Below are 25,387 nucleotides of genomic sequence, written 5' to 3'. Positions count from 1 at the left end.
CTTGTCGACAGCCATGGCGATCCGATGACCCGGAGCGTGGTTGCCCTCGTTCGAGGGAAAGGAGCGCGAACGCTAGCGCTGGCCGGGCACTATGACGTCGTTTCGATCGAGAACTATCGCGAACTCGGGCCACTGGCCTTCAAGCCGGATGAACTCCTGGCGGCTTTGATCGCGGACCTCAAGAGCAGGCCGTTGAAACTCGCCGAGCAACGAGCCTTGGAGGACTTCGACAGCGGCGCGTTTCTGCCGGGGCGGGGCATGCTCGACATGAAGAGCGGGATTGCCGCCGGCATCGCCGTCCTCGGGCGGCCAGCAGCAGCGCGTCGCGATCGCCCGCTCGCTCTGCATGAGCCCCAAGATCATGCTGTTCGACGAGCCGACCTCGGCGCTCGATCCGGAAATGGTCAAGGAGGTGCTCGACACGATGGTCTCGCTGGCCGACGAGGGCATGACCATGCTCTGCGTCACCCACGAGATGGGCTTCGCCCGTCAGGTCGCCGACCGCGTCATCTTCATGGATGCCGGCCAGATCGTCGAGATGAACACGCCGAACGAGTTCTTCAAGAACCCGCAGCACGAGCGCACCAAGCTCTTCCTCTCGCAGATCCTGGGTGTCTTCTTGAATATTCATACAAGAACGTGCCCAGGAAGACATCCTTGGCCTCAGCATAGTTCTTGCACACTTCCTGGTCCTCAACAAAATCAGCAGCAATGGCAGGCAGATCAGCAGGCATGGTGTCATGCTCCACCTCACTAAGACAGTGGGCTTTCTTCAACAGTGGTTTATCGCAGCAAGTCTGCAGTTTGCTGGAGATAGTCGCCTGGTTTTCACACATGTACTTGGCAAGTTCCGCCCTGTCATCTGCGCATTCCAGCAGGTCACCATGGCAGCACTCCTTGTTGACTTTGGTCAGGTCCGGCTACTAATAGGTGCTCCCTGCATCTATTCCTTGATAGTACGCTGAATCCTTCAGCACTTTCCTTATCATCGCCTTCCTAGCGGTGTCCTTGGCAATCCAGCCCGTTAGCTATCCTGGCTAACTCTCATCACCCTTCCTGAGTGGTGTCCTGATTCCATCGTCCTGATAGAAATTGCCTTAGTCCGTTAAGCGTCCATTGTCTTTCCTTGTGTAACCATCCTAGTTACTAGCGTCCAGCCAATGTCCTTCGCTTTCCTTGCCAATTATTCGTCCTGAATAATCGAATCTTCTTCCTGAAGATGACCGATTGAGCCATGAGCCGGCCCGATGCGGAACAGCATTTTCGCATGCCCGAACAGGCGCTCTCCCTGCCAGGGGGTATCCGTCTGTCGCGCTGGTTCCTGCGTCGCGTGCTCGCGCGGATTGCCATCGGTCACCTGACGGTCTTCACACCAGACGGCGAACGGCTTTGCAGCGCGCCCGGACTGCCCGGACCACAGGCGACGATGATCCTGAACAACTGGCGATCGATGCGCCGCCTCTTCCTTGACGGCGATATCGGTCTGGCCGAGGCCTATCGCGATGGCGACCTTCACACGCCGGATCTCACGGCCTTGATCGAGCTCGGGGCTGGGAGCACACGAGCGACCACGCGCCGGTGATGGTCGACCTTCTGCCGGCATAGGGCTGGGTGCGCCAGAGTTTTCACCGTTTCACAGGCTCTCAACACAATGCCCGGCCCTTAACGCGCGAAAGCCCGGCCCACTGGAAAGGGCCGGGCTTCCTCACGCGGCGAGCACACGCTGGGCAGCGAGGGGCTCAGCCGTCGGTGATCACCATGTCTGGCGATTGTACCAGGTGTCGACGTCAGTCTTCACCTTGTCCTTCTCGATGCCGTAACGCTCCTGGATCTTGCCTTCGAGCTGGTCGCGCTTGCCGGCGATGACGTCGAGATCGTCATCGGTCAGCGGAACAGGAAATTACCACGGATTAGGTAATCTTCAGGAAGAAGATACGGTTGTTCAGGATGAATAATCGGCATGGATAGCAAATTGGACATTGAACGGACTCAATAGTAACTAGGATGGTTGCTACTAAGGATGGGAAATGGACACCTCTGGACGAGGCAAGGACTGATCATCAGGATGATGTAAAGGACACCGCTCAGGGAACAAGCGAAGTGAGCTAACGAGGATTGTTAGCAGACCAGGATAGGGTCAAGGACACCGCTAGGATGGCGATGAATGGACTAAGCTGAAGGACGTCAGCATACTATCAAGGATTAGATGCATGGAGCACCTATAGTAGCCGGATGTTCCGCAAGCTGCTCGACCAGGGCCAGGCTGGCGACAACATCGGCGCGCTGCTGCGCGGCACGAAGCGTGAGGACGTCGAGCGCGGCCAGGTGCTGTGCAAGCCGGGTTCCGTGAAGCCGCACACGAAGTTCAAGGCCGAGGCCTACATCCTGACGAAGGAAGAGGGTGGCCGTCACACGCCGTTCTTCACCAACTACCGCCCGCAGTTCTACTTCCGCACGACGGACGTGACCGGCGTGGTCTCGCTGCCGGAAGGCACGGAGATGGTGATGCCGGGCGACAACATCTCGATGGAGGTGACGCTGATCGCCCCGATCGCGATGGAAGAGAAGCTGCGCTTCGCCATCCGCGAAGGCGGGAGCGGGCGATCGCGACGCGCTGCTGCTGGCCGCCCGAGAGCTGGCCCGGATACTTCGCCGCCTGCTCGGGGATCTTGACGCGCTTGAGATAGTGCATCGCGATCTCCTCGGCATCCTTCTTGGGCATCTTCTTCACCCAGATCGGCGCCAGCGTCAGGTTCTCGAGGATCGTCAGATGCGGGAACAGGTTGAAGTGCTGGAAGACCATGCCGACGTCGCGGCGGATCTCGTCGATCTTCTTGAGATCGTTGGTGAGCTCCGTGCCGTCGACGATGATCTGGCCCTTCTGGTGCTCCTCCAGCCGGTTGATGCAGCGGATCATCGTCGACTTGCCCGAGCCGGACGGGCCGCAGATGACCAGCTTCTCGCCGAGTGCCGCCTGATCATGGTCGATCCCAAGATGCTCGAACTCTCCGTCTATGACGGCATCCCGCATCTGCTCACCCCGGTCGTCACCGATCCCAAGAAGGCGGTCGTCGCCCTGAAATGGGCGGTGCGCGAGATGGAGGAGCGCTACAAGAAGATGTCGAAGCTCGCCGTGCGCAACATCGACGGCTTCAATGCCCGCGTCGGCGAGGCCAAGGCGGCCGGCGAGGTCATCACCCGCACGGTCCAGACCGGCTTCGACAAGCATTCCGGCGAGGCGATCTACGAGGAGGAGGTCATGGACCTCGAGCCTCTGCCCTATATCGTCGTCATCGTCGACGAGATGGCCGACCTGATGATGGTCGCCGGCAAGGAGATCGAGGGCACGATCCAGCGTCTCGCCCAGATGGCGCGCGCCGCCGGCATCCATGTGTCCCGAGGTCGCCGCGCCCGGCGAGCTGATCATTCGCGCCACCGCCATAGACCCGGGACAGGTCGCGCCCGCGCGTCACCCAGATCGCTTTCGTTGCGCCGTCCTGCTCGGCCAACTCGGTAAGGTCGAGCAGGACGTTCGCGGCGGAATGCCCGGCGCCGAGCACGAGCGTCGTGCGTCCCGCATACGTCTCGCGGTCGGCATCGAGCACGTCCGGGATACCGTAGGCGATCCGCTCCGCATACGCCTCCTCCCCATCGACGGGCATGCCGCCCGCCCCAGCCGGGTTTGGAGTGGTCCAGGTTCCAGAAGCGTCGATGACTGCGCGGGCCAGCACGCGGCGCGTGCCCCCGTCCCGGTCGCGAATGACGAGCTGGAACGGGTGAAGTTCGCGATCCCGGCTCACCACCTTGTCGATGCCGCGGCGGGGCCCCCTCTCGGCGGAGGTCGAGGCGCTCCAGTCGATCAAGGGGTGCGGGTTCGCGCTCGCCGCCGCCTTCGCGTCCGAGGTCGGCGACTTCTCGAGGTTCCGCTCCGGCAGGCAGGTGACGTCCTACTTCGGCCTCGCCCCGAAGCAGAGGTCGAGCGCGGACTCCGTGCGCCTCGGCGGGATCAGCGGGGCCGGCAACGCGCTCGTCAGGAGGCTGGCAGTCGAGGGGTCCTGGAGCTACGTCCAGGCGAGCCACCAACCGAAGCTGATGCCCAAGGGCAGCGGCGTCCCGCTCGAGGTGAGGATGCACGGGAGGAAGGGTTCCGAGCGCCTGCTCCGGCGCCGCGAGGAGATGCTCGCCAGGGGCATGCCCCAGGCGAAGGCGAACGCCGCCACCGCCGCCGAGCTCGTGAGGTGGCTGTGGGCCCTCGGCGCGATGTGCCGGGTCCGTGCCGGGCATGACGGCCTTCCGGTCGCGCAGGTGCAGGAGCGTCTCGGCATTCCGGCCTCGACGTTGTCCCACCACCTTCAGCGCCTGATCCGCAACGGCCTTGTCTCGCAAGAGCGGCAGGCGACGACGCTGATCTGTCGTGCTGTCTACCCGGCGATGGATGCGCTGCTCGGCTTTCTTTCCGACGAATGCTGCATCGAAGAAGTCTGTTCCGCATCATCCGGGAAGGCCGCCTGAGCGGTTTTTGATTTGCCTCATAATTCCATGATTCCAGCAGGAGCGGAGGATGCCGCGATGAATGAGCTTCCTGTCGTCGTGATCGGCGCTGGTCCCGTCGGCCTTGCCGCCGCGGCCAATCTCATCGCGCGCCGAATGGCCGTGAAGGTCTACGAAGCCGGGGAATCCGTCGGCGCCAACATCTGCGACTGGGGCCATGTTCGCCTCTCGGCGAATTTCAGCTTGCCGTCGACCGTGGTCTTGCCGTCATCGACGTTGACGCGAAGGTTCGTGCCGTCGGAGCCGATCACCCGCAGCCGGTCCGCGGCCGGATTGAAATCGACCGTGGCCATGGCACCAGCCGGGAGTACGGTGTCCATCTTCGACTTCATCGTCGCCTTGCCAGCCTTGTCGATCGTATAGATCGTGCCATCGACGCCAAGTGCGTAGAGCATGCCGTCGGCCGGCCTGACATCGATGCCGGCGATCTTGCCGGCGATGCCACTGACTTTCATCGACTTGCCGGCTTTCATGGTTGCGGTGTCGACCATGGTCAGCGTGTCATCGCCGGTCAGGGCTGCGAGCATGGCAGCCTGTGCGGCAAACCCGCTGCCGAGCAGCGTGGAAACGACGAGGGCGAAACGGATCGTCTTGGTCATCTTGTCCTCCGGTTCTGTCACGCGCCGCGGCCTGGATGCCTGCCTCGCGATCACGTTCTCGAACGTCCTGCCGACGACGCCCCTGTACGAGTTGTACCTGTGGTAGGCCGTCTCGCGTCTGATACCGCAGCGAATCCCCATCTCGCGCATCATCTTGAGCACGGTCTTGTCGGCTATCACGGCCCCCTCTTCCGCCCTGAGGCACATCGCTATCTGCCGGTGCCCGCAGCCGTTGGCGGTGCGCGAGAAGATCTCGGCGGCCGCCTCCCAGAGCTCGGGGCGCGTGGGCCTCGGCGGGTGCGCGAGGGCGTAGTAGTAGGTCGACCGCTTGAGCTCGGCGCATGCGAGCAGGTGCCCGAGCGCGTGCCCCTCGGCGCGCAGGGCCGCGACCGCTTCGGCCTTCGCCCTGGTCAGAGCCCGTCCCTCTCGACCAGGGCGCGTAATTTTTTTAGGTAGGCCACCTCGGCCTCGAGCCTACGGCACCGCTCCTCGAGCTCCTCCTCGCGGGTCCGCGGCCTCGCCTTGGAACCCTTCGGCCGGCCCTGCCCGCTTCCGCCGCTATCTGCGCCGGCATCCATCCGTCGCCGTCGGCGGCGGGCTCCTCGTCCTGATGGCGCTGATCGGCATCTTCGCGCCGCTGCTCTGGACGACGGACCCGACCGCGATCGCGCCGTCCAGGCGCACGCGCGTGCCTTCCGAACTCTACTGGTTCGGCACCGACATGCTCGGCCGAGACGTCTATTCGCGGGTGATCTACGGTGCCCGCGTCTCGCTGCTGGTCGGCTTCAGCGTCGCACTGCTGTCCTCGGTCATCGGGCTGGCGATCGGCCTCTTCGCCGGCTTCATCCGCTGGGCCGACGGCATCATCATGCGGATCATCGACGGCATGATGTCGATCCCGCCGATCCTGCTCGCCATCGCCCTGATGGCGCTGACGCGCGGCTCGATCCAGAACGTCATCATCGCCATCACCATCGCGGAAATCCCGCGCGTGGCGCGCCTCGTGCGCGGCGTCGTGCTGTCCCTGCGCGAGCAGCCCTATGTCGAGGCGTCGATCGTGGCGCCTTCGGCGAGCGGATGGGCGACGATCGATTTGATCAGAGCGAGGATGTTCTTGACCCGGTGATTGAGCTCCTGATTGAGCATCTTCTGGCGGATTTCGGCCTTGTTCCGCTCGTCCGCCAAGAGTTCGCTCTGGCGCAGGACGACCTCAATCAGGGTCCGGCGCGCCGATTCCGCCAGCTCTCGCTCGACCGGCGTCCAAATCTTGGAATGGCCCGCTACGGTCTCCTTCCAGACGGCAAAACTCTGCCGCGGCGTAAGCCGGTCGCCATTGGGGCCGGTCGTATAGGTCTTGTTGGGGTCGCCGCCCCATTCGATCGTGTGGACCAGTTCCTTGCGGAAGAAGAAGAGATAGTCGCGCGGGATCTGAGAGAGCGGGATGGCCAGCATGCCAGCGAAAGCGCCGGCATGGTCGCGCGCCGACGGCAGCGCCTCAGCCAGTGCCGTCGTCGCCCAGATCCGCCCTTCGCAGACCGATCCGGCGAAAGCGGCCAGCTCCTCAGCCAACTCCGCCGGCGGCGCGCTGCCTTCGGCACGCCACTCGCCATTCTGAGGCTTGGGAGGGCCTTTGATGTTTCGATTTGCGCTGACGCGGATTGGGATGGCTTTGCCGACGCTGCTGATTGTTGCGGTGTCGGTATTCGTCCTGATCCGTCTGATCCCGGGCGATCCGGCCCAGTTGATGCTGGGCGATCTGGCGACGCCGGCGAGCCTGGCCGATCTCAGGGCCCGGCTCGGTCTCGACCAGTCTCTGCCGGTTCAGTTCGGCATCTGGATCGGCAATGTCGTGACCGGCGATTTCGGCCAGTCGATCTCGTCGCAGCAGGCGGTGCTGCCGCTGATCCTGCAGCGCTTCTGGGTCTCGGCCCAGATCGTGCTGGTCGCGGTCCTGCTGGCGAGCTGCGTCGCGGTGCCCGCCGGCGTGATCGCCNTTTCGGCCAGTCGATCTCGTCGCAGCAGGCGGTGCTGCCGCTGATCCTGCAGCGCTTCTGGGTCTCGGCCCAGATCGTGCTCGTCGCGGTGCTGCTGGCGAGCTGCGTCGCGGTGCCCGCCGGCGTGATCGCCGCCTGGAAGCAGGATTCAGGCCTGGATCTCGGCCTCGTCGCGACCGCGACGCTGCTGCTCTCGATACCGACCTTCTGGCTCGGTCTCCTCTTGCTGCTGTTCTTCGGGCTCAAGCTCGAATGGCTGCCGGTGGCGATGGACAGGATGGAGGCGGCGGCGGGCTCGGTGCGATCCGCGATCCGCTTGCCGGAGTGACCGACGCGCTCGGCAACGATCCCTCGCTCGCCGAGCTGATCGCCTTCCGCGACGGCGCGCCTGACCTCACGCTCTTCGCCCGTGAGGCGAAGCGCTGCGACGACGAGGCGGCACGGCTGCCCTATGGCCGCGAACAGACCCATGAGATCCAGATGGCACGGGTTGCGCTCAAGATCGTAGCCTTGAGCTGCACCGCGATGGTCGCGATCTGGCCGGTCGACTCGGTCGCGGATGCCGACGCCAAGCAGGCACTGGCCCGCGAGACCCGGCTGCATGGCGACAACACCGACTATGGAATCGCGCCGATGCTGTCGGTCGAGGATGCCGACCGCCTCAGGCTGCACCGGGCCGCCTTCGCTGTCGGCGAGCTCATCGTACCGCCCGGCCCGGTCGCTCCCTCCATGGCGGATCGCGGTCTGGCCAGCTGGCCGCTATCGCGCTTCGACCTCGTCGATGCGGTGCCGCTCGCCGGGGGCGATGCATCGCTCGCCAGCGCGCAGATCGCGCGCTGGGCCGGGTTCGTCGACGCCTATCCCACGCTCTCCGATCTGGTCGATCGCTTCGCGCGGCTGATCGCGACGGCTGACCGTCTGATGGTCGTAGCCGACACGACGAGTGATGATCCCCGTCTCCTGCGCCGCGCGGCCGAGGGCGCCCGCATCCTCCGGGAATGGCGAAGACGCTCTCGGTGACCACCGCACCGCCGATCAGAAGCGCGATGCCGATGCCGATGATGGTGACGATCGGCACGGCGGCGTTCTTCAGCGAATGCAGGAAGAGCACGTCCTTCTGCGCCACGCCCTTGGCCTGGGCGGTGCGGACATAGTCCTGCTGCAGCACTTCGAGCATGGTGGCGCGGGTGATGCGGGCGATCAGCGCGATATAGACCAGGCCGAGCGTGAGCGCCGGCAGGATCAGATTGCGCGCCCAGGGCCAGATACCCTGCGAGAACGGCGTGTAGCCCTGCACCGGCAGCCAGTCGAGCTTGAGCGCGAAGAAATAGGCGAGCAGGTAGCCGACGACGAAGACCGGCACCGAGAAGCCCAGCACGGCGAAGCCCATCGCGGCCTTGTCGACCCAGCTTCCCGCCTTCCAGGCCGCGACCACGCCCATCGGCACGGCGACCACGACGGCGAAGATCAGGGTCAGCACCATCAGCGAGAGCGTCGGCTCGATGCGTTGGGCGATGAGCTGCGTCACCGGCAGGTTGGTGAAGATCGAGGTGCCGAGATCGCCCTGGATCACGCGGAAGGACCATTCGGCGAAGCGCACGAGATAGGGCCGGTCCAGGCCCAGGCTGGCGCGGATGCGCTCGACATCGGCGGGCGATGCCTGGTCGCCGGCGATGATGGCCGCCGGATCGCCCGGCGCGATGTAGAGCAGCGAGAACACGAACAGCGCCACGAAGGCCATCACAGGGATGGTCGTGACAATGCGCCTGATAACAAATGCGAGCATGTGGCCGTGTCCTATGTCTATGCCGCGACCCGCGAGATCGCCGGGGCGATCCGCGGCTATACCGTGATCGTGACCAAGTCGACGGTTCCGGTCGGCACCGGCGACGAGGTCGAGCGCATCATCCGGGAGCTCAGGCCGGATGCCGATTTCGCCGTGGTGTCCAATCCCGAGTTCCTGCGCGAGGGCGCGGCGATCGAGGATTTCAAGCGGCCGGACCGGATCGTGGTCGGCACCGATGACGAGCGGGCCCAGGCCGTGATGGCCGATATCTACCGGCCGCTCTATCTCAACAACGCGCCGATCCTGAACACCGGCCGGCGCACGGCGGAACTGACCAAATACGCCGCCAACGCCTTCCTGGCGACGAAGATCACCTTCATCAACGAGATCGCGGACCTGTGCGAGCAGGTCGGCGCCAATGTCCAGGACGTCGCGCGCGGCATGGGTCTGGACAACCGCATCGGCTCGAAGTTCCTGCATGCCGGGCCGGGCTATGGCGGCTCCTGCTTCCCGAAGGATACGCTGGCGCTGATCAAGACGGCGCAGGATCACGGCACGCCTTCGCGGATCGTCGAGACGGTCGCGGCCGTGAACGAGCAGCGCAAGCGGGCGATGGGGCGCAAGGTGATCGCGGCCTGCGGCGGCGCGGTGCGGGCCAAGACGATCGCGATCCTGGGTCTGACCTTCAAGCCGAACACCGACGACATGCGCGACGCGCCCTCGATCGCGGTGGTCACGGCGCTGCTCGACGGCGGCGCGACGATCCGGGCCTACGACCCCGAGGGCATGGAGCAGGCGAAGGCGGTTCTGCCGGCGGGCGTGACCTATTGCAAGGATGCCTATGAATGCGTGGCGGGCGCGGATGCCGCGGTGATCGTGACCGAGTGGAACATCTTCCGCCAGGCTCGATCGCCTCGATCTTCTCGCAGAGGAGCCGGGACAGTCGTTTCACGTCGCAGACAGGTTTGGCGAGCCCAACCCGGACTGTCTGAAGTCCGCGGTCAACGCGGTGGCAGACGAGATCCAGGCGTCGAGCCCCAAGACCGCGTGCCTCGAGGCGACCGCAGAGCTGGGCAACCAACTTGCCGATGTAACGAGCGATTGTCTCCGGCGCGCCGATCGGTTCGGCGAAGGCGCGGCGAACCTCGATGAGATCTGGGGGGCGGATAGCGATGATGGGCTCGGCGATCTCCCCGAGCGCCTGAGCCAATCGACGGGCGATCTCCGGGCCAAAACGGAGGGTCAGCGGCGAGCGCGGCTGGGCAATGATGTCGCCGGCTGTCTCGAAGCCGAGAACGCGCAGGTCGTTCGATATCTTGGCGGGCAGCCGCAAGCATTCCAGCGGCAGCGGTATTAGCGGCTGTGCCCGATGCCCGACCTTCGTAACCACAGTCGACTGAGAGACGTATCGCGCGAGTGCATGGGCAGCGCCCCAGCTATCGGCAATTGCGGCCCTGGCCTCAACGCCGGACATTGCCAGGCGGCCTACGATGGCATCCAGCATGTCGGCCTCACTGCCATGGAGATGGTCGGCACCGGTCGTGTCGATGACAATGCCATGGGGCGGGTCTGGCGCGACGATCGGGGCGACGCGATGGTGCAGCCAGATCGCCAACCGCTCAAGCTCTTGTGCGTCGGCCGCAGTATCTGCTTCCTCGACCAGCAGGCCAGGCACGAGCGCCTGCGCCTTCGTGGCCGGCATGCCGACGCGAAGCCCGGCTGTCAGTGCAGCGGCATTCGCCGCCTGCACTACCCTCCTGCTGCCGTCGCGAGCGATGAGGACGAGCGGGACCTCAGGCGGAGGCGCCGCGCCGCCAGCCATCCGCCGAAACCGATCGATCGACCAGTTCGGGAGGAAGACCGAGACGACCCGTGTCATCGCATGCCTCCAACTCGCGCGCGCCAGGAAATCCGCTTCGCCAGCAGGCGCAGGGCATGCCAGTGGATGGCCGCGGTGACCTTCAGCGTGAGCAGCGGATGCGTCGCGAGAAGCCGCAGCAGGGCCACGTCGCTCAGCTCCGTTCGCTTGCCGCTCAACACGGCAGTGATCAGGCGCCCTTCGGTGTCGCTGCCCTCGATGGCGACGGAAACGCGCTCTGCCGGCGGGATGACCGTAAAGGCGTAGCGCATGTCGAGGTTCATGAACGGCGAGACGTGGAAGATTTTGTCTGCTTCCTGCCTCAATGCGCCTTCGGAACGATCGGCAGGCGCCACATAGCTATGGATCTCGCCGAAGGTGTTGTGAACCTCGTAGACGGTCGCGCAGAGGCTGCCGTCGCGACGATAGCAGATATATGTGCTGAGCGGATTGAAGGCGTAGCCGAGGATGCGGGGCATGGTCAGCAGGCGGATCGGGCCGCCATCATGCGCGATTCCGGTTTTCGCCAGGATTTCTTCGATCTGGGGACGCAGTGGCCTGCCGCTGCGGTCCCCATAATCCGCGTCGCGAAAGGCGTAGAGATTGAAGCGATTGCGCGAGAAAAATCTGAGCTTCGCCGAAATCCGATCGATCTCGTCGAGATCGAGCAGCATCCAGAAGACGCGATAGGCCAACGCATGTGGCCGCGGCCGAAATCGCTGATGCCTGACACGGCCGACATAGAGGGCGGATTGCAAGGTCATGCGGCCTGCTCCAGTCGGGGCAGGATCGGAATGCGGCTGGATTCGTTGCGAACACTCCACGGCCGGCGGACGCCGCCAAGCGCCTCGGCGACCGCGAGACCGGCCTGCAGGCCGTCCTCGTGGAAGCCCGATCCGAAATAGGCGCCGCAGAACCAGCTTCGGCGCGCGCCCTGCAAAGACCAGAGCCGTTCCTGCGCCTCGAGCGCAGCCGTATCGAACAACGGGTGCTCGTAGATTTCCTCGTGCAGGATACTGCCTTCGCGCAGCGTATCCGGCGGGTTGAGCGTGACGAACCCGGAGGCAGCCTGCCGTCGGTTCCGATACTGAAGAGCAGCGCCGATGCTGCCGCGCTCGCCGTCGTCGAACAGCTCGACTTCGGCGATAGCTATGCTCTGACCCTGAAGGAGTGGCGCCGGCGTTTTCTCGAAAGCTGGGCAGACATCGCGCCCTTGGGTTTCGACGCCCCGTTTCGCCGGCTCTGGGAGTTCTATCTCTGCTATTGCGAGGCCGGCTTCCGCGCTGGGACGATCGACGTCAACCTGATTGCCTTGCAAGGCCGTTGACGGGCGCGGCCTGTTCAACCGCACCCATCGTGCCGGCCTTCTAGAGGNCGAGGCCGGCTTCCGCGCTGGGACGATCGACGTCAACCTGATTGCCTTGCAAGGCCGTTGACGGGCGCGGCCTGTTCAACCGCACCCATCGTGCCGGCCTTCTAGAGGCGCCGCGTGGTCAGCCCCTTCGCGACGATCGGGCCGGTCGGGCGACCGGTGGGAGAACCGGTGGCAGGTTCCACCGTGATCTCGAAGAGCTGGTCAGCCCCAAGCGGCAGGTTGTCCAATCGCAGGGGCGCGGCGCGAGCCCGGTCGATGAGGCCGACCGAACGCGGCCCGGTGGCACGGTCCCACAATGTCCAGATTTCCAGCGCACGCCCCTGCGGCACGGCGATATCCTGAAGCGGCAGCAGTTCGACGCGCCCATCGGCGAACGTGTTCACGACGGCCGCTGCGACATTGGTCTCGGTGAGCAGAACGGCAACCATCACAGGCTGACGACGCGCGCGATCAAGGGCCGCGACGAGCCCGAAAGCGAGCAGGAGCGCGGCGGCAATGCCGGCCAAAGCGGCCCCGCGCCAGAGCCAGAGATTGTCCCACCACTGCGCGATCCGCACGCCGAGCGCGGGCCGTGCAGCCACGGCCGGGGTTGGAGCGGGCGCGCGGTCCAGACCGCTCTCGATGCGCTGCCAGAGCCCGGCGGATGGCGCGACCATTCGTGCGGTTGCGTCGATCGGCGCCAGCCGCGCCTGCCAGCGGGTTACCGCGGCATCCAGCTTTGCGTCACCCGTCAGCCGGCGATTGCCTTGTCGTTTTCGGCTCGTCTCCAGAAGAGCCTGACGCCTCCCTCACTCGTGCTTTCCAGTCCGGGGACGGCTGCGAGGAGCTTTTGTGTGTAGGGGTGCCTGGGGTTGTCGAAGATGTCGTCGCGTGGGCCTTGCTCGACGATCCTGCCGTCCTGCATGACGATGACGCGGTCGGCGACCTGCTCGACCACGCCGAGATCGTGGCTGATGAACAGGCATGAGAAGCCGTGCTTCTTCTGGAGCTCGTCGAAGAGCTCGAGCACCTGGGCGCGGACGGTGACGTCGAGCGCCGAGACCGGCTCGTCGGCGATGACGAAGCTCGGCCGGCGCACGATCGCGCGGGCGATCGCGATGCGCTGGCGCTGCCCGCCCGAGAGCTCGTGCGGATAGCGCTCGGCGAAGCCGTCGCCCAGGCCGACTTCGGTCAGAACCTCCGCGACGCGGGCCTTGCGATCGGCCGGGCTCATGTCGGGCACGAGCCTGAGCGGCTCGGCGACGAGCTGCCCGATGGTCATGCGCGGATCGAGCGAGGAGTACGGGTCCTGGAAGACCATCTGGCAGTTGAGGCGGTAGTCCCAGAAGGCCGCGTCGCTCCTCGTGATCGGCTTGCCGTTGAAGCGGATCTCGCCGCCGGCCGGCTTGACGAGGCCCGCGATCGACTGGCCGAGCGTGGTCTTGCCCGAGCCCGAGCCGCCGACGACGGCGACGACCTCGCCGGGCTGAACGTCGATGCTGATGCCGTGCAGCGCCCGCTTCACCTCACCCTTGCGGAAGAAGCCCTGCCGGCCGGGATACTCGACGACGAGGTCGCTGACCGAGACGATCGGCGTCTTCGCCTCCGGCAGGAGCCGCGCCGGCAGGCGATGCGGCATCGCCGAGAGCAGCTTGCGGGTATAGGGGTGCTGCGGCCGGGCGAGGATCTCCTCGCTCTGGCCCTGCTCGACCACGTCGCCCTGGCACATCACGACGATGCGGCTGCAATAGCGCGCGACCATGCCGAGATCATGCGAGATCAGGAGCACGGCGGTGTCGTTGGCCTTGGTCAGCTCGACCATCAGCTCCATCACGTCGCGCTGGACGACGGCGTCGAGCGCGGTGGTCGGCTCGTCCGCCAGCAGCAAGGCCGGCTTCAGCAGCATCACCGAGGCCAGCATGATGCGCTGGCGCATGCCGCCGGAGAACTGACGTCGAGATCGTCATCGGTCAGCTTGCCCCACTGCTCCTTGACCTTGCCCTTGAGCTGCTTCCAGTTTCCTTCGACGCGATTCCAGTCCATCGGGACCTCCATCAGTCTCGAGTTGCGGATAAAGGCGAACGGCGCGTTAGCGCTTCCAGCGGCCTTCGTACTTGAACTCCGGCGCGGCCTTCAGGGCATCCTTGGTCGTGTCCATGGTCGCGGACCACTTCTTGTCGTTCTCGGAGTAGACGACCTTAACCGCGGGCGGCGCGACGACGACGTAGCGCTCGCCGATACCGAGGAAGCCACCCACCGAAAGGATCAGCCCGGACAGGCTGCCATTAGAAACGACGAGATCCTTGATCTCACCGACATTGTCCTTGGCGTTATTCTGAACGTTCAGACCAATGAGATTGCTGCTGAGAACGTCCGTCGGCTGCGCCTTGATATAGACTTCACGCGCAGTGGTCGTCGCAGTCTGAGCATAGGCCATGCTACCACCGAAGATCGTCGAGGTAACAGCGAGGGCGACGAGCATTTTACGCATATTAGAATTCTCCAGACATATATCCCAGCCGTCTCCACAACTGATCTAGGGCTCCAATGTTCCTACCGGAACATCGAGGATCAAAAGACGGCCACGCTAGCGCTTGAGCTCGATCGGTCGGGGCAAAACAGGAAAGGGCACCCAACAGTGATCCTGACTGCTTCTCTTCTCATATCGAGCGCCTGTGCTCGAGCTGCCGCCACTCCCAGCAATGAGCCTGCTTGCTACGCTGGACCCAGGAGGATGTGCGTTTCGGATTTGGAGATGCCTTCCATAATCCTGATGCCGCTCACCAGCCGGTTGAACGCGGGCATGTCCGCGACCTCGATTTCCGCTACGAGGTCCCAGAGACCGTTCGTAGTATGAAGCCCTGAAAATCCCGGGTTCTTCCGCAGGGCCGCTACGACGCTCTTCACGTTGCGCCCCTCCAACTCGATCATCATGACACCGCGTATCCGATCGGTGGATTCCATCTCCTTCAGCCGCACCGTGAACCCGGCAATGATCCCGCTCGCGAGCAAGCGATCCATCCGGGTTTGAACGGTGCCGCGGGCGACGCCGAGAAGCTTGGCCAATGTCGGAACCGTGGATCGGGCATTGACCCGAAGTTCAGCGATCAGGCGGTGGTCGAGGTCGTCCATCGAGTTGCCGATCCAGGCAGTTGATCTGTCGATTTCGACAGTATCAGCTTCACATCGAACGAACACGTCGTTCTTCCGGGCGGAGAGATCGCGTAACGTCGCTCCGAGCTCTGCCGTGGAGGAAACGTCGCTGTGGAACACGATCTGAGGCCGGAGTTCGGACCCCGCGTTCGAGAACTTTCGTGTCGACTGGTCGGCTGGGGGAGCGTCATGGCCTGCGGCGACTGCGATCACGCGACGATCGCCTATAACTCCTGCCGCAACCGGCACTGCCCACGATGCCAGGGCGCGGCGGCGAAGGACTGGCTCGCGGACCGGCAGGCCGACCTGCTGCCCGTGCCCTACTATCATCTCGTCTTCACCCTGCCGGCACCGGTCGCGGCCATCGCCTTCCAAAACAAGGCCGCCGTCTACGGCCTTCTGTTCAAGGCAGCAGCCGAGACGCTCGCCACCATCGCGAGCGATCCCCGGCATCTCGGTACCCGCATCGGCTTCACCTCGGTGCTGCACACCTGGGGATCGGCGATGACCCATCATCCCCATCTCCACATCATCGCACCCGGAGGCGGATTGTCGCCTGACAGCGCTCGCTGGATCCCGTGCCGGCCTGGCTTCTTCCTGCCCGTGCGCGTGCTCTCGCGGCTGTTCCGCAGGCTCTTCCTCGAAGGGCTCGCCGCTCTCAATGCTTCCGGGCGGCTCGCCTTCCATGGCGATCTCGCCCATCTGGCCGAAGCCGAGGCCTTCGCCACCGTGCTGGCGCCGCTGCGACGAGCCGACTGGGTCGTCTATGCCAAGCGCCCCTTCGGCGGACCTGAGGCCGTGCTGGCCTATCTCGCCCGCTACACCCACCGCGTCGCCATCGCCAACAGCCGCATCATTGCCATGGATCGGCACGGGGTCACGTTCCGCTGGAAGGATTATCGCGCCCGCTCCGCCGGCGAGACCTGGCGCAAGACCATGACGCTGACGGCCTTCGAGTTCATCCGCCGCTTCCTGCTCCACGTCCTGCCCGACGGATTCCACCGCATCCGGCATTATGGATTGCTCGCCTCGAGCCGGCGCGCCGGCACCATCGCCCGCATCAGGCAGATCATCGCGGCGCCAACACCGGACGCCATGACGGCAGATCGTGAAGCAGAGATCTCGGCCGAACAATCCGATCCAGTCGATGAGCGGAGGCCACCTTGCCCCTGCTGCGGTGGCCGCATGATCCTCGTCGAGCGCTTCGCGCCGGGCACAGCGCCGCGCACCATCTTCGCCGTCAGGATCGACACATCATGACGATGGCGCCGGGGCGACACCCAGACGGACCACAACCGGTCTCAGCCAGAGAGCGGGCGATCTTCTTCGGCCCGACGACGGAAATGGAGATTGCGGCGGGCCCGCATCCGTCCCAGGCGCAGCAAACCTCAGGCTGCCGGGCATCCCGGACAGAACATAGCGCCCTCGATCCACGCCTCGCACGAGCCCGCCAACTAGGCCGCGCCGCGAAATCCCCATAGCGCACGGCCCCGGGCCGCGGCTTCCTCCACTGGAGGCTTTCGAACGCCGGCCCTCAACCCGGACCATCCCAGCTCGCACGGGCCGGCATCCGAAACCCTTCACACCCGGAGGCAGCCTGCCGTCGGTTCCGATACTGAAGAGCAGTGCCGAGGCTGCCGCGCTCGCCGTCATCGAACAGCTCGACTTCGGCGACAGCTACGCCCTGACCCTCAAGGAATGGCGCCGGCGCTTCCTGGAGAACTGGGCCGAGATCGCGCCGCTGGGCTTCGACGAGCCGTTTCGCCGGCTCTGGGAGTTCTATCTCTGCTATTGCGAAGCCGGCTTCCGCGCCCGGACGATCGACGTCAACCTCATCGCCCTGCAAGGCCGCTGACGGGCGCGGCGTTTCTTGCCACATCGTCTCCTAGAGANCGCGCCGCTGGGCTTCGACGAGCCGTTTCGCCGGCTCTGGGAGTTCTATCTCTGCTATTGCGAAGCCGGCTTCCGCGCCCGGACGATCGACGTCAACCTCATCGCCCTGCAAGGCCGCTGACGGGCGCGGCGTTTCTTGCCACATCGTCTCCTAGAGACGCCGCGTGGTCAGCCCCTTCGCGACGATCGGGCCGGTCGGGCGACCCGTGGGAGAACCGGTGGCAGGTTCCACCGTGATCTCGAAGAGCTGGTCAGCGCCAAGCGGCAGGTTGTCCAATCGCAGGGGCACGGCGCGGGCCCGGTCGATGAGACCGACCGAACGCGGCCCGGCGGCGCGGTCCCACAGCGTCCAGATTTCCAGCGCACGTCCCTGCGGCACGGCGATATCCTGAAGCGGCAGCAACTCGACGCGCCCATCGGCGAATGTGTTCACGACGGCCGCTGCGACATTGGTGTCGGTGAGCAGAACGGCGACCATCACGGGCTGACGACGCGCGCGGTCAAGGGCCGCGACGAGCCCGAAAGCCAGCAGGAGCGCGGCGGCAATGCCGGCCAAAGCGGCCCCGCGCCAGAGCCAGAGATTGTCCCACCACTGCGAGATCCGCGCGCCGAACGCCGGCCGTGCAGCCACGGCCGGGCTTGGAGCGGGCGCGCGGTCAAGGCCGCTCTCGATGCGCTGCCAGAGCCCGGAGGATGGCGCGACCATTCGTGCGGTCGCGTCGATCGGCGCCAATCGCGTCTGCCAGCGGGTTACCGCGGCATCCAGCTTTGCGTCACCCGCCATCCGCTTCTCGAAGGCCTCCTTCTCTGCGCCCTCGAACAGGCCGAGCACATATTCTCCAGCAAGGATCTCGCGGTCGGGTTCCTGCGTCATCCAAGGCATTCCTTGAGTGCGATCAGGGATCGGCGGATCCAGGATTTAACCGTCCCGAGCGGCATGCCGAGCCTGCCGGCGATCTCGCCATGGCTCAGCCCCTGCACGAAGGCGAGCAGCACCATGCCGCGACGCGGAGCCGGCAGGGTCTCCAGGCAGCCGCGCAATGCCTTGGCATCGGAGAGCTTCGCGATCACGGTCTCGGGATCATCCTCCTCGCTGGCGGCCTCGCGCCGGCATGAGCGTCCGGGAAATCCTCCGCGAGAAGGGCACGCCTTTCGCCGAACTCGACCTCGGCGATCCGAGCCTGTCGGACCAGGCTCTCCTCGATGCCATCGAGACGCACCCCATCCTGATGAACCGACCGCTCGTCGTCTCCCCCGAGGGCGTGAAACTCTGTCGCCCATCCGAAGCCGTTCTGCCGCTCCTGCCGCCGCAACGCGGCAAGTTTCACAAGGAGGATGGCGAACTCGTCGTCGACACGGCCGGTCGGCCCGCAGCGCTCGCCTGAGATCATCATGTCCACTTTCGAACGTTATCTCACCGTCTGGGTCGGTCTTTGCATCGTCCTCGGCATTGCGCTGGGCCATTTCATGCCGGGCGCTTTCCAGGCCGTCGGCGCAGCCGAGATCGCCAAGGTCAACCTGCCCGTCGCGGTGCTGATCTGGTTGATGGTCATCCCGATGCTGCTGAAGATCGACTTCGCCGCGTTGGACCAGGTCGGGAAGCACTGGCGCGGAATCGGCGTCACGCTGTTCATCAACTGGGCGGTGAAGCCGTTCTCGATGGCGGCGCTGGGCTGGATCTTCATCACCTGGTTGTTCCGGCCGTGGCTGCCCGCCGAGCAGATCGATAGCTACATCGCGGGCCTGATCATCCTCGCGGCGGCGCCCTGCACCGCGATGGTCTTCGTCTGGTCGAACCTGACTAAGGGTGAGCCGCATTTCACGTTGAGCCAGGTCGCGCTGAACGACGCGATCATGATCATCGCCTTCGCCCCGATCGTCGGGCTGCTGCTGGGCCTGTCGGCGATCACCGTGCCCTGGGGCACGCTGGTTCTCTCGGTCGCGCTCTACATCGTCATCCCGGTGATCGTCGCCCAGGTCATCCGCAGCCGCGTGCTGGCGCGCGGCGGCCAGGCTGCGCTCGACCGCCTGCTCGCGAGGCTGGGGCCTGCCTCGCTCGTCGCGTTGCTGGCGACGCTCGTTCTCCTGTTCGGCTTTCAGGGGGAGCAGATCCTCGCGCAGCCGATGATCATAGCGCTGCTGGCGGTTCCGATCCTGATTCAGGTCTACCTCAATGCCGGGCTGGCCTACGTCCTGAACCGTATCGCGGGCGAGCAGCACTGCGTGGCGGGACCATCCGCTCTGATCGGTGCCTCGAACTTCTTCGAGCTCGCTGTCGCCGCGGCGATAAGCCTGTTCGGCTTCCATTCAGGGGCGGCGCTCGCGACCGTCGTCGGCGTGCTGATCGAGGTCCCGCTCATGCTGACCGTCGTCTGGATCGTGAACCGGTCGAAGGGCTGGTACGAGCGTGGTGACGGCGTTCGGAAGGTTCAAGCCGCAGAATAATTCGATGATCATGGAAATAGCGCTTGACCGTCCACTGACGGTATGGAATTTCTATTTCCATGGATATCGAAACAGCAGCGGCGCAGCTTGAGGCGCTCGGCAACCAGACGCGTCTCGAGGTCTATCGGGTTCAGCCGCCCCCAGTGCCGCAGTCATTTCGGCGGCGGATCTACTGGAACGTGTCGAGCGTGTCGGCGGTCTCGACGCCTTGGCCAGGGTTCGCGCTATCGAGACTGCCTGGCTGGATTCAGACGATCCCTTGGCGCAGACGCGCGCGGTCGTCAGTGCGATGGTCACGGAAGCCGGCTTGGTTGGCCCTGCCATCGTCTACGGGCTCAGCAGCCTCGTGTATCCCGCCACCCATCTGGCGAGAGTGGACGACCATGCTGGTTTTGCCGCCGCGATCGAAGCGGCACGCCGGGCTCAGGAGGAGACGGGGCGTCCGCCGATCAAGTACCGCGAGTATTTCACCGGCATCTCGGATATGAGCTTCCTCGGTCACCGGCCGCCGGAAGCCGAACGAGACCTGATCGCGGCCAACACCCCGATCGCTTCACTCGTCGACCGGGCGGGTGCGGATGCGCTTGTGTTTCCTGTCGTCAACATCGGGCCATGGGGACGTGAGTTTCATCAAAGGCTGGAACGCGTTTACGCGCCCTATGCCTTCGAGGAGCTGCCGCGATTCCTGCGGGAGATCGCCCGGCGATTCCTGGGATAGTCACACCCGACCTACCGACTCCGTCGACGGACCAAAAAACGTATCGAGAGCATGAGCCAGCGCCTCGGCGGCTTCCTCCGCCATATGGTGTTCGCTTGGGATCGATGCGCCGCGAATGTCGTCGGTCCATCGCTTCCAGACCGCGACGACATCGCCATAAAGGTCCGGCAGATCATCTCGCTCCGACCAGAGAACAGGAGCGGACACTGAAGCTTGCGCCCATCGGCGAGGTCCCCGCGATCGTGCTCGACGTCGACGGTTAGGCCCGCCCGGTAAGCTATCACGTCACCGTCCAGGTCTTCTTCGCCTCGGCCGATGCCTTCATCGGGGCCTTCGATCTCGGCGCCCAAGGCGAGACCAGCGTGCGCATCGACGTCAGCCAAGCGCATTTCTGGGACGTGACGGCAGTAACCGCTCTCGACAAGATCGTCGGCCGCTACCGGACAAACGGTGTTCCCGTGGAGGTCGTGGGCATGAACCAGGTCACCGCGACGATCATTGAGCGCCTCACCGTTCACGATAAGGAACGACTGGGGTTCTCAGAATACTGATCGCGTTCGTCGGTTGGAGACATTCCGGAAGAAGCGAAGCACGTCGGTTAAGGCGAGATGAGCCAAACGCGCACTGCGCTGCGGGCAGCGCCAGAAGCCGATTTTGGCGCCTTGCCTGGAAGCGGGCAGATGATCAGCACGAACGTTCGCAATATCCGATTGGGACGCTCACCGATGGCGAGCGTCCCATAGCCCAACGCGAGCCTACATCACAGGAAGGACCGCGATATCCCTGGCAGCAGTAGCGAGACCCGTGACCTTACCCAGCGCAGTCGCCTTTCCGGTCGCGAGATCGACCTTGTGCAACGCGCCGTCAGCCAGGAGCCAGCCGGTGTTGGTGCCATCGGCCGCCGCTTCGATGTCGAACGCGATCGCCTTCGGAGTGATTCCGAGCTTGCCGACCGCGCCGAGGACGCCGTCATTGGGCGGCGCCTGCTTGATTAGGCCGCCGATCTTGCTGTCGATGTCGTAGAGCGCCGTCTCCTTCGTGCCCTTGACCGAGTTGGTATAGGCGCCGGCCACGATCATGGGGGTCTCGCCCTTGTGCATGTCGGCCTCGGCGAATTTCAGCTTGCCGTCGACCGTGGTCTTGCCGTGTCCGGATGTTGCCCATCGTTGCACGCGCGAGGCGGATCATGGCCGCGATATCCCGAACGCGGCTCTTGAGCACGGCTCCATCGGCGGTCTCGAGAGCAACGTCCGTTCCTGATCCCATGGCGATGCCGACACTGGCTGCGGCGAGGGCGGGAGCGTCGTTGATGCCGTCGCCGACCATCATCACCGAAGTCTCGCCGGAGAAGGCCTTGATCGCCGCGACCTTGTCGTCCGGCATCAGCTCGGCCTTGTGCTCCATGCCGAGGCCGGCAGCGATGGCGGCGCCGGTGCGGGCATTGTCACCCGTCAGCATGACCGACCGGATCCCCATTGCCTTCAGCTCGGCCACTGCCTCGGAAGCATCGGCCCGGGGTTCGTCGCGCAAGGCGATGAGGCCGGCGAGGGCGCCATCGGCGATGACGGCGGCAACCGTCTTGCCGTCAGATTCGAGCCGCTCGACGCTGGCCTTGGCTTCCGGGCTGAACGTCGCCCGCGAAACGGCATGCCGCGGCGCCCCGACAAAAATGGATATGCCGTCGAGGGACCCGGTGACGCCCTGGCCAGCGATCGCTGATGCATTCTGCGCCGGCCGAACCGTGATGGAGTGCGATTCCGCACGGTCCAGGATGGCCTGAGCCAGGGGATGGCTCGATCCGGTTTCCACGGAGGCGGCGAGTTCCACCACTCGGCGCTCATCCTGGCCGAGCGAGACGACCTCGGTTACGCGCGGCGTACCGGCGGTCAGAGTGCCGGTCTTGTCGAACGCGACCACGCCGGTCTTGGCGGCAGCTTCGATGACGACGCCGCCCTTCATCAGCAGGCCCTGGCGGGCGCCTGTGGAGAGCGCGGCCGCGATCGATGCCGGAACCGAGATGACGAGCGCGCACGGGCAGCCGATCAGCAGCAGCGCCAGCGCCCGGTAGATCCAGACCGACCATTCGGCGCCGAGCAGGAGCGGGGGCACCAGCGCGACCAGCACGGCGAGCCCGACGATCGCCGGCATGTACCAGCGCGAGAACCGGTCGATGAAGCGCTCGGTCGGCGCGCGGGCTTCCTGCGCCTCCTCGACCAGGCGGATGATGCGGGCGATGGTGTTGTCCTCGGCCGCCTTGTCGACGCGCACGCGCAGGGCCGCCTCGCGATTGACCGAGCCGGCATAGACGGGCTCGCCGACGCCCTTGGTCTTCGGCATCGATTCACCGGTGACCGGGCTCTCGTCGATGCCGGAGGTGCCGTCGGTGATCTCGCCATCGGCCGGGATGCGGTCGCCCGGCCGGACCAGCACGGTCTGGCCGATCCTGAGGCTGACGGCATCGACCTGGCGGGTCGTGCCGTTCTCCTCGACGATCGCGGTCTTGGGCACGAGATCGCCGAGCGCGCGGATCGAGGCGCGGGCGCGGTCCGCCGCGACGCCCTCGAGCACTTCGCCGACCGCAAACAGGAAGACCACCAGCGCCGCTTCCTCGGCCGCGCCGATGAAGAGCGCGCCGATGGCGGCGATCGTCATCAGCATCTCGATCGTGAAGGGAATGCCGGCGCGGGCCGCCGCGAAGGCGCGCTTCGCCACGGGAGCGACGCCGACCACGCAGGCCAGGATGAAGGCCCAGTAACTGATGCCGGGCCAGATCAGGCCGGCGGAATAGGAGGCCGCGAGGAACAGGCCCGTCGCGATGACGAGCCGGCCCTTGCCGGTCTGGTACCAGCTCGCGCCCTCGGGCGTGGGCTCATGGACATGGCCGGGAAGGCCGTGGCCGTGATCCTTCTCCTTCGCAGCGGCGGCGCCGGTAGCCTTCGAGCCATGGGAATGCCCGGAATGATCGTGGCCGTGATCGTGCTTGTGATCATGACCGGCGTGGTCGTGACCATGTTCATGCTTGTGATCGTGGCCGGCATGGTCGTGATCGTGTCCATGGGCATGATCGTGATCGTGCTCATGACCCGAGCAGCCGTCGCCGTGCTCGTGCTTGTGGTCGCCATGCTCGTGCTTGTGATGATCGTGCTTGTGATCATGCGCATGCCCGCTATGCGCGTGGTCATGCCCGCAGCCGCAATCGTCCTGCTTGGCTGCCGGCTTCTGAGGGGACGCAGTGGCAAGCGAGCTGGTCGTGTACCCGAGCCCCTGGACCCTCTTCTCGACCAGCTCGGGGGCAGTCCGGCGGGAATCCAAAGACAGCGTCAGCGTCTCCGACATAACCGAAACCTTGACGTCGCTCACGCCGGGCAGGCGCTCCACCGCGCCGCGAATCTTCGCCGCGCAGCTCGCGCAATCCATGCCGCCGACCTTCCAGGACAGAAGCTGGCTGAGGCTTGGGAGGGCCTTTGATGTTTCGATTTGCGCTGACGCGGATTGGGATGGCTTTGCCGACGCTGCTGATTGTTGCGGTGTCGGTATTCGTCCTGATCCGTCTGATCCCGGGCGATCCGGCCCAGTTGATGCTGGGCGATCTGGCGACGCCGGCGAGCCTGGCCGATCTCAGGGCCCGGCTCGGTCTCGACCAGTCTCTGCCGGTTCAGTTCGGCATCTGGATCGGCAATGTCGTGACCGGCGATTTCGGCCAGTCGATCTCGTCGCAGCAGGCGGTGCTGCCGCTGATCCTGCAGCGCTTCTGGGTCTCGGCCCAGATCGTGCTGGTCGCGGTCCTGCTGGCGAGCTGCGTCGCGGTGCCCGCCGGCGTGATCGCCGCCTGGAAGCAGGATTCAGGCCTGGATCTCGGCNCTGAGGCTTGGGAGGGCCTTTGATGTTTCGATTTGCGCTGACGCGGATTGGGATGGCTTTGCCGACGCTGCTGATCGTTGCGGTGTCGGTGTTCGTCCTGATCCGTCTGATCCCGGGCGATCCGGCCCAGTTGATGCTGGGCGATCTGGCGACGCCGGCGAGCCTGGCGGATCTCAGGGCCCGGCTCGGTCTCGACCAGTCTCTGCCGGTTCAGTTCGGCATCTGGATCGGCAATGTCGTGACCGGCGATTTCGGCCAGTCGATCTCGTCGCAGCAGGCGGTGCTGCCGCTGATCCTGCAGCGCTTCTGGGTCTCGGCCCAGATCGTGCTGGTCGCGGTCCTGCTGGCGAGCTGCGTCGCGGTGCCCGCCGGCGTGATCGCCGCCTGGAAGCAGGATTCAGGCCTGGATCTCGGCCTCGTCGCCACCGCGACGCTGCTGCTCTCGATCCCGACCTTCTGGCTCGGCCTCCTGCTGCTGCTGTTCTTCGGGCTCAAGCTCGAATGGCTGCCGGTGGTCGGCTATGTCTCGATCGCCGAGAACCCGTGGGCCGGCATCCTCTACCTGGTCATGCCGATCCTGACGCTGTTCCTGCACGAGATCGGCGTGATCCTGCGCATGGCGCGCGCCTCGACGCTGGAGGTGCTCAGGCTCGACTACATCACTCATGCCCGCGCCAAGGGCCTGTCGGAACGCGCCGTGCTCTGGCGCCACGCCTTCAAGAACGCCTTCGGCCCGACCTGGACCCTGATCGGCCTCGTGCTCGGCAATCTTCTGGGCGGCATCGCGGTGGTCGAGACCGTCTTCACCATCCCGGGGCTGGGTCGCCTGCTGGTCGATGCGATCTTCGCGCGCGACTATCCGGTCATCCAGGGCTGCATGCTCTTCGTCGCCTTCACCTACGTCCTGGTGAACCTCGTCATCGACCTCTGCTACCCGGTCTTCGATCCAAGGGTGACGGCCCAATGAGCAGTGACCGCACCATGACCAGCGACAGCACCCCGGGCACCGCCGCCTCCGCGAAGAAGCCCGGCCGCATGAAGCTCCCGGCCCCCAACGCGATCGTCGGCGGCACGCTGATCGGCATCCTGCTCGTCAGCGCCTGCACCGGCGCGCTCTGGACGCCCTATGATCCGCTCAAGCTCTCCTTCCGCGAGAAGCTCGCGGCGCCCTCCGC

Annotated in this window: 20 protein-coding genes and 21 pseudogenes; 22 read left to right on the top strand and 19 right to left on the bottom strand. The window is 65.3% G+C overall.

Going from position 1 to position 25,387, the window contains the following annotated elements:
* Positions 1-72: 72 nt before the first annotated feature.
* The gene (locus Q9235_RS26790; RefSeq protein ID WP_306228486.1) at positions 73-348 is read right to left on the bottom strand and encodes a hypothetical protein; all 276 of its coding nucleotides are present in this window, start codon (positions 346-348) and stop codon (positions 73-75) included.
* Between Q9235_RS26790 and Q9235_RS26785 the strand changes: the two are divergent.
* Positions 302-610 (top strand): annotated as a pseudogene (locus Q9235_RS26785) (amino acid ABC transporter ATP-binding protein); the annotation flags it as partial. The gene Q9235_RS26790 and the pseudogene Q9235_RS26785 sit on opposite strands and share 47 nt — an antisense overlap.
* A 624-nt stretch (positions 611-1,234) precedes the next feature.
* Complete coding sequence (locus Q9235_RS26780) at positions 1,235-1,582, top strand: hypothetical protein (protein WP_306224722.1); 348 nt, start codon at positions 1,235-1,237, stop codon at positions 1,580-1,582.
* Between the two features lie 171 nt (positions 1,583-1,753).
* Here the strand turns inward: Q9235_RS26780 and Q9235_RS26775 are convergent.
* Positions 1,754-1,888: pseudogene (locus Q9235_RS26775) on the bottom strand (CsbD family protein); the annotation flags it as partial.
* Positions 1,889-2,232: 344 nt separating this feature from the next.
* Between Q9235_RS26775 and Q9235_RS26770 the strand changes: the two are divergent.
* Positions 2,233-2,673: pseudogene (locus tag Q9235_RS26770) on the top strand (EF-Tu C-terminal domain-related protein); the annotation flags it as partial.
* Here Q9235_RS26770 and Q9235_RS26765 read toward each other — a convergent pair.
* Positions 2,594-2,965, bottom strand: a pseudogene (locus Q9235_RS26765) (amino acid ABC transporter ATP-binding protein); the annotation flags it as partial. The pseudogenes Q9235_RS26770 and Q9235_RS26765 overlap by 80 nt on opposite strands.
* Here Q9235_RS26765 and Q9235_RS26760 point away from each other — a divergent pair.
* From Q9235_RS26760 to Q9235_RS26740, 4 genes and pseudogenes are all read left to right on the top strand, one after another.
* Positions 2,966-3,394, top strand: a pseudogene (locus Q9235_RS26760) (FtsK/SpoIIIE domain-containing protein); the annotation flags it as partial.
* A gap of 416 nt (positions 3,395-3,810) precedes the next feature.
* Positions 3,811-4,017 (top strand): annotated as a pseudogene (locus Q9235_RS26750) (transposase); the annotation flags it as partial.
* Between the two features lie 243 nt (positions 4,018-4,260).
* Entirely contained in the window at positions 4,261-4,512 is a 252-nt protein-coding gene (locus tag Q9235_RS26970) for an ArsR/SmtB family transcription factor (RefSeq protein ID WP_422678411.1), read from the top strand.
* A gap of 57 nt (positions 4,513-4,569) precedes the next feature.
* A pseudogene (locus Q9235_RS26740) lies at positions 4,570-4,719 on the top strand (NAD(P)-binding protein); the annotation flags it as partial.
* Here the strand turns inward: Q9235_RS26740 and Q9235_RS26735 are convergent.
* Entirely contained in the window at positions 4,662-5,357 is a 696-nt protein-coding gene (locus tag Q9235_RS26735; RefSeq protein ID WP_422678249.1) for a DUF4394 domain-containing protein, read from the bottom strand. The pseudogene Q9235_RS26740 and the gene Q9235_RS26735 sit on opposite strands and share 58 nt — an antisense overlap.
* Before the next feature lie 235 nt (positions 5,358-5,592).
* Here Q9235_RS26735 and Q9235_RS26730 point away from each other — a divergent pair.
* Positions 5,593-6,207, top strand: a pseudogene (locus tag Q9235_RS26730) (ABC transporter permease); the annotation flags it as partial.
* Here Q9235_RS26730 and Q9235_RS26725 read toward each other — a convergent pair.
* Complete coding sequence (locus Q9235_RS26725) at positions 6,189-6,719, bottom strand: HWE histidine kinase domain-containing protein (RefSeq protein WP_306224721.1); 531 nt, start codon at positions 6,717-6,719, stop codon at positions 6,189-6,191. The pseudogene Q9235_RS26730 and the gene Q9235_RS26725 sit on opposite strands and share 19 nt — an antisense overlap.
* 64 nt (positions 6,720-6,783) lie before the next feature.
* On the opposite strand from Q9235_RS26725, the pseudogene Q9235_RS26720 reads away from it, so the two are divergent.
* The 3 genes and pseudogenes from Q9235_RS26720 to Q9235_RS26710 form a co-directional block, all read left to right on the top strand.
* Positions 6,784-7,031, top strand: a pseudogene (locus tag Q9235_RS26720) (ABC transporter permease); the annotation flags it as partial.
* Positions 7,032-7,145: 114 nt separating this feature from the next.
* A pseudogene (locus Q9235_RS26715) lies at positions 7,146-7,409 on the top strand (ABC transporter permease); the annotation flags it as partial.
* Positions 7,410-7,468: 59 nt separating this feature from the next.
* Entirely contained in the window at positions 7,469-8,164 is a 696-nt protein-coding gene (locus Q9235_RS26710; RefSeq protein ID WP_306228483.1) for a hypothetical protein, read from the top strand.
* Here Q9235_RS26710 and Q9235_RS26705 read toward each other — a convergent pair.
* Positions 8,136-8,930 (bottom strand): annotated as a pseudogene (locus Q9235_RS26705) (ABC transporter permease); the annotation flags it as partial. The gene Q9235_RS26710 and the pseudogene Q9235_RS26705 overlap by 29 nt on opposite strands.
* Positions 8,931-8,936: 6 nt before the next feature.
* Between Q9235_RS26705 and Q9235_RS26700 the strand changes: the two are divergent.
* Positions 8,937-9,831 (top strand): annotated as a pseudogene (locus Q9235_RS26700) (UDP-glucose dehydrogenase family protein); the annotation flags it as partial.
* 63 nt (positions 9,832-9,894) lie between these two features.
* Here the strand turns inward: Q9235_RS26700 and Q9235_RS26810 are convergent.
* From Q9235_RS26810 to Q9235_RS26685, 3 genes and pseudogenes are all read right to left on the bottom strand, one after another.
* Positions 9,895-10,752 (bottom strand): annotated as a pseudogene (locus tag Q9235_RS26810) (Y-family DNA polymerase); the annotation flags it as partial.
* A gap of 53 nt (positions 10,753-10,805) precedes the next feature.
* Positions 10,806-11,552, bottom strand: coding sequence for a DUF1365 domain-containing protein (locus Q9235_RS26690; protein ID WP_306224720.1), 747 nt, complete (start codon positions 11,550-11,552; stop codon positions 10,806-10,808).
* A pseudogene (locus Q9235_RS26685) lies at positions 11,549-11,845 on the bottom strand (NAD/FAD-binding protein); the annotation flags it as partial. The gene Q9235_RS26690 and the pseudogene Q9235_RS26685, both read right to left, overlap by 4 nt.
* Here Q9235_RS26685 and Q9235_RS26680 point away from each other — a divergent pair.
* Positions 11,777-12,115 carry a class I SAM-dependent methyltransferase gene (locus Q9235_RS26680; RefSeq protein WP_306228465.1) on the top strand — a complete coding sequence of 113 codons (339 nt, stop codon included), beginning with the start codon at positions 11,777-11,779 and terminating at the stop codon, positions 12,113-12,115. The pseudogene Q9235_RS26685 and the gene Q9235_RS26680 sit on opposite strands and share 69 nt — an antisense overlap.
* A gap of 149 nt (positions 12,116-12,264) precedes the next feature.
* Here Q9235_RS26680 and Q9235_RS26675 read toward each other — a convergent pair whose 3' ends face one another.
* The 5 genes and pseudogenes from Q9235_RS26675 to Q9235_RS26655 all read right to left on the bottom strand — a co-directional run bounded on the left by Q9235_RS26675 (position 12,265) and on the right by Q9235_RS26655 (position 15,274).
* The gene (locus Q9235_RS26675) at positions 12,265-12,819 is read right to left on the bottom strand and encodes an anti-sigma factor (RefSeq protein ID WP_306224719.1); all 555 of its coding nucleotides are present in this window, start codon (positions 12,817-12,819) and stop codon (positions 12,265-12,267) included.
* Positions 12,820-12,893: 74 nt separating this feature from the next.
* Positions 12,894-14,093: pseudogene (locus tag Q9235_RS26670) on the bottom strand (dipeptide ABC transporter ATP-binding protein); the annotation flags it as partial.
* A 2-nt stretch (positions 14,094-14,095) separates the two neighbouring features.
* Positions 14,096-14,185: pseudogene (locus Q9235_RS26665) on the bottom strand (CsbD family protein); the annotation flags it as partial.
* Positions 14,186-14,231: 46 nt separating this feature from the next.
* Positions 14,232-14,633, bottom strand: a complete 402-nt coding sequence (locus tag Q9235_RS26660) for a PRC-barrel domain-containing protein (RefSeq protein ID WP_061966306.1) — start codon at positions 14,631-14,633, stop codon at positions 14,232-14,234.
* A 224-nt stretch (positions 14,634-14,857) separates the two neighbouring features.
* Positions 14,858-15,274, bottom strand: coding sequence for an Lrp/AsnC family transcriptional regulator (locus Q9235_RS26655; protein WP_061966305.1), 417 nt, complete (start codon positions 15,272-15,274; stop codon positions 14,858-14,860).
* Between the two features lie 180 nt (positions 15,275-15,454).
* On the opposite strand from Q9235_RS26655, the pseudogene Q9235_RS26650 reads away from it, so the two are divergent.
* From Q9235_RS26650 to Q9235_RS26640, 3 genes and pseudogenes are all read left to right on the top strand, one after another.
* Positions 15,455-16,555: pseudogene (locus Q9235_RS26650) on the top strand (IS91 family transposase); the annotation flags it as partial.
* A 211-nt stretch (positions 16,556-16,766) separates the two neighbouring features.
* The gene (locus Q9235_RS26645) at positions 16,767-17,150 is read left to right on the top strand and encodes a class I SAM-dependent methyltransferase (RefSeq protein WP_306228460.1); all 384 of its coding nucleotides are present in this window, start codon (positions 16,767-16,769) and stop codon (positions 17,148-17,150) included.
* Positions 17,151-17,192: 42 nt separating this feature from the next.
* Positions 17,193-17,309: pseudogene (locus Q9235_RS26640) on the top strand (SAM-dependent methyltransferase); the annotation flags it as partial.
* Positions 17,310-17,339: 30 nt separating this feature from the next.
* Here Q9235_RS26640 and Q9235_RS26635 read toward each other — a convergent pair.
* Positions 17,340-18,062 (bottom strand): anti-sigma factor, encoded by a 723-nt coding sequence (locus Q9235_RS26635; protein ID WP_306224718.1) that lies wholly within the window; start codon positions 18,060-18,062, stop codon positions 17,340-17,342.
* The gene (locus Q9235_RS26965) at positions 18,059-18,187 is read right to left on the bottom strand and encodes a sigma factor-like helix-turn-helix DNA-binding protein (RefSeq protein WP_422678410.1); all 129 of its coding nucleotides are present in this window, start codon (positions 18,185-18,187) and stop codon (positions 18,059-18,061) included. Before Q9235_RS26965 ends, Q9235_RS26635 begins: the two co-directional genes overlap by 4 nt.
* Between Q9235_RS26965 and Q9235_RS26625 the strand changes: the two are divergent.
* From Q9235_RS26625 to Q9235_RS26615, 3 genes and pseudogenes are all read left to right on the top strand, one after another.
* Positions 18,133-18,573, top strand: a pseudogene (locus Q9235_RS26625) (ArsC/Spx/MgsR family protein); the annotation flags it as partial. The gene Q9235_RS26965 and the pseudogene Q9235_RS26625 sit on opposite strands and share 55 nt — an antisense overlap.
* Before the next feature lie 7 nt (positions 18,574-18,580).
* Positions 18,581-19,633, top strand: a complete 1,053-nt coding sequence (gene arsB, locus Q9235_RS26620) for an ACR3 family arsenite efflux transporter (RefSeq protein ID WP_306224715.1) — start codon at positions 18,581-18,583, stop codon at positions 19,631-19,633.
* Between the two features lie 259 nt (positions 19,634-19,892).
* Positions 19,893-20,351 carry a zinc-binding metallopeptidase family protein gene (locus Q9235_RS26615; protein ID WP_306224714.1) on the top strand — a complete coding sequence of 153 codons (459 nt, stop codon included), beginning with the start codon at positions 19,893-19,895 and terminating at the stop codon, positions 20,349-20,351.
* Here the strand turns inward: Q9235_RS26615 and Q9235_RS26610 are convergent, their stop codons facing one another.
* Positions 20,352-20,558, bottom strand: a complete 207-nt coding sequence (locus Q9235_RS26610) for a hypothetical protein (RefSeq protein WP_306224713.1) — start codon at positions 20,556-20,558, stop codon at positions 20,352-20,354. It lies immediately after the preceding gene.
* A gap of 116 nt (positions 20,559-20,674) precedes the next feature.
* Between Q9235_RS26610 and Q9235_RS26605 the strand changes: the two genes are divergently transcribed.
* Entirely contained in the window at positions 20,675-20,902 is a 228-nt protein-coding gene (locus Q9235_RS26605; RefSeq protein ID WP_422678409.1) for an STAS domain-containing protein, read from the top strand.
* A 204-nt stretch (positions 20,903-21,106) separates the two neighbouring features.
* Here the strand turns inward: Q9235_RS26605 and Q9235_RS26600 are convergent.
* Both Q9235_RS26600 and Q9235_RS26595 read right to left on the bottom strand, forming a co-directional pair.
* Positions 21,107-21,439, bottom strand: a pseudogene (locus Q9235_RS26600) (DUF4394 domain-containing protein); the annotation flags it as partial.
* Positions 21,321-23,768, bottom strand: coding sequence for a heavy metal translocating P-type ATPase (locus Q9235_RS26595; RefSeq protein ID WP_306224712.1), 2,448 nt, complete (start codon positions 23,766-23,768; stop codon positions 21,321-21,323). The gene Q9235_RS26595 and the pseudogene Q9235_RS26600, both read right to left, overlap by 119 nt.
* Positions 23,769-23,818: 50 nt before the next feature.
* Here Q9235_RS26595 and Q9235_RS26590 point away from each other — a divergent pair.
* Together Q9235_RS26590 and Q9235_RS26585 are read left to right on the top strand one after the other, a co-directional pair.
* A pseudogene (locus Q9235_RS26590) lies at positions 23,819-24,208 on the top strand (ABC transporter permease); the annotation flags it as partial.
* Between the two features lie 26 nt (positions 24,209-24,234).
* Positions 24,235-25,179 carry an ABC transporter permease gene (locus tag Q9235_RS26585; protein WP_306224711.1) on the top strand — a complete coding sequence of 315 codons (945 nt, stop codon included), beginning with the start codon at positions 24,235-24,237 and terminating at the stop codon, positions 25,177-25,179.
* Positions 25,180-25,387 lie beyond the last annotated feature (208 nt).

Origin of the sequence: Bosea beijingensis (assembly GCF_030758975.1) — a bacterium.
GTDB classification, from domain to species: domain Bacteria; phylum Pseudomonadota; class Alphaproteobacteria; order Rhizobiales; family Beijerinckiaceae; genus Allobosea; species Allobosea beijingensis.
This window is presented reverse-complemented; position numbering and strand designations above follow the sequence as displayed.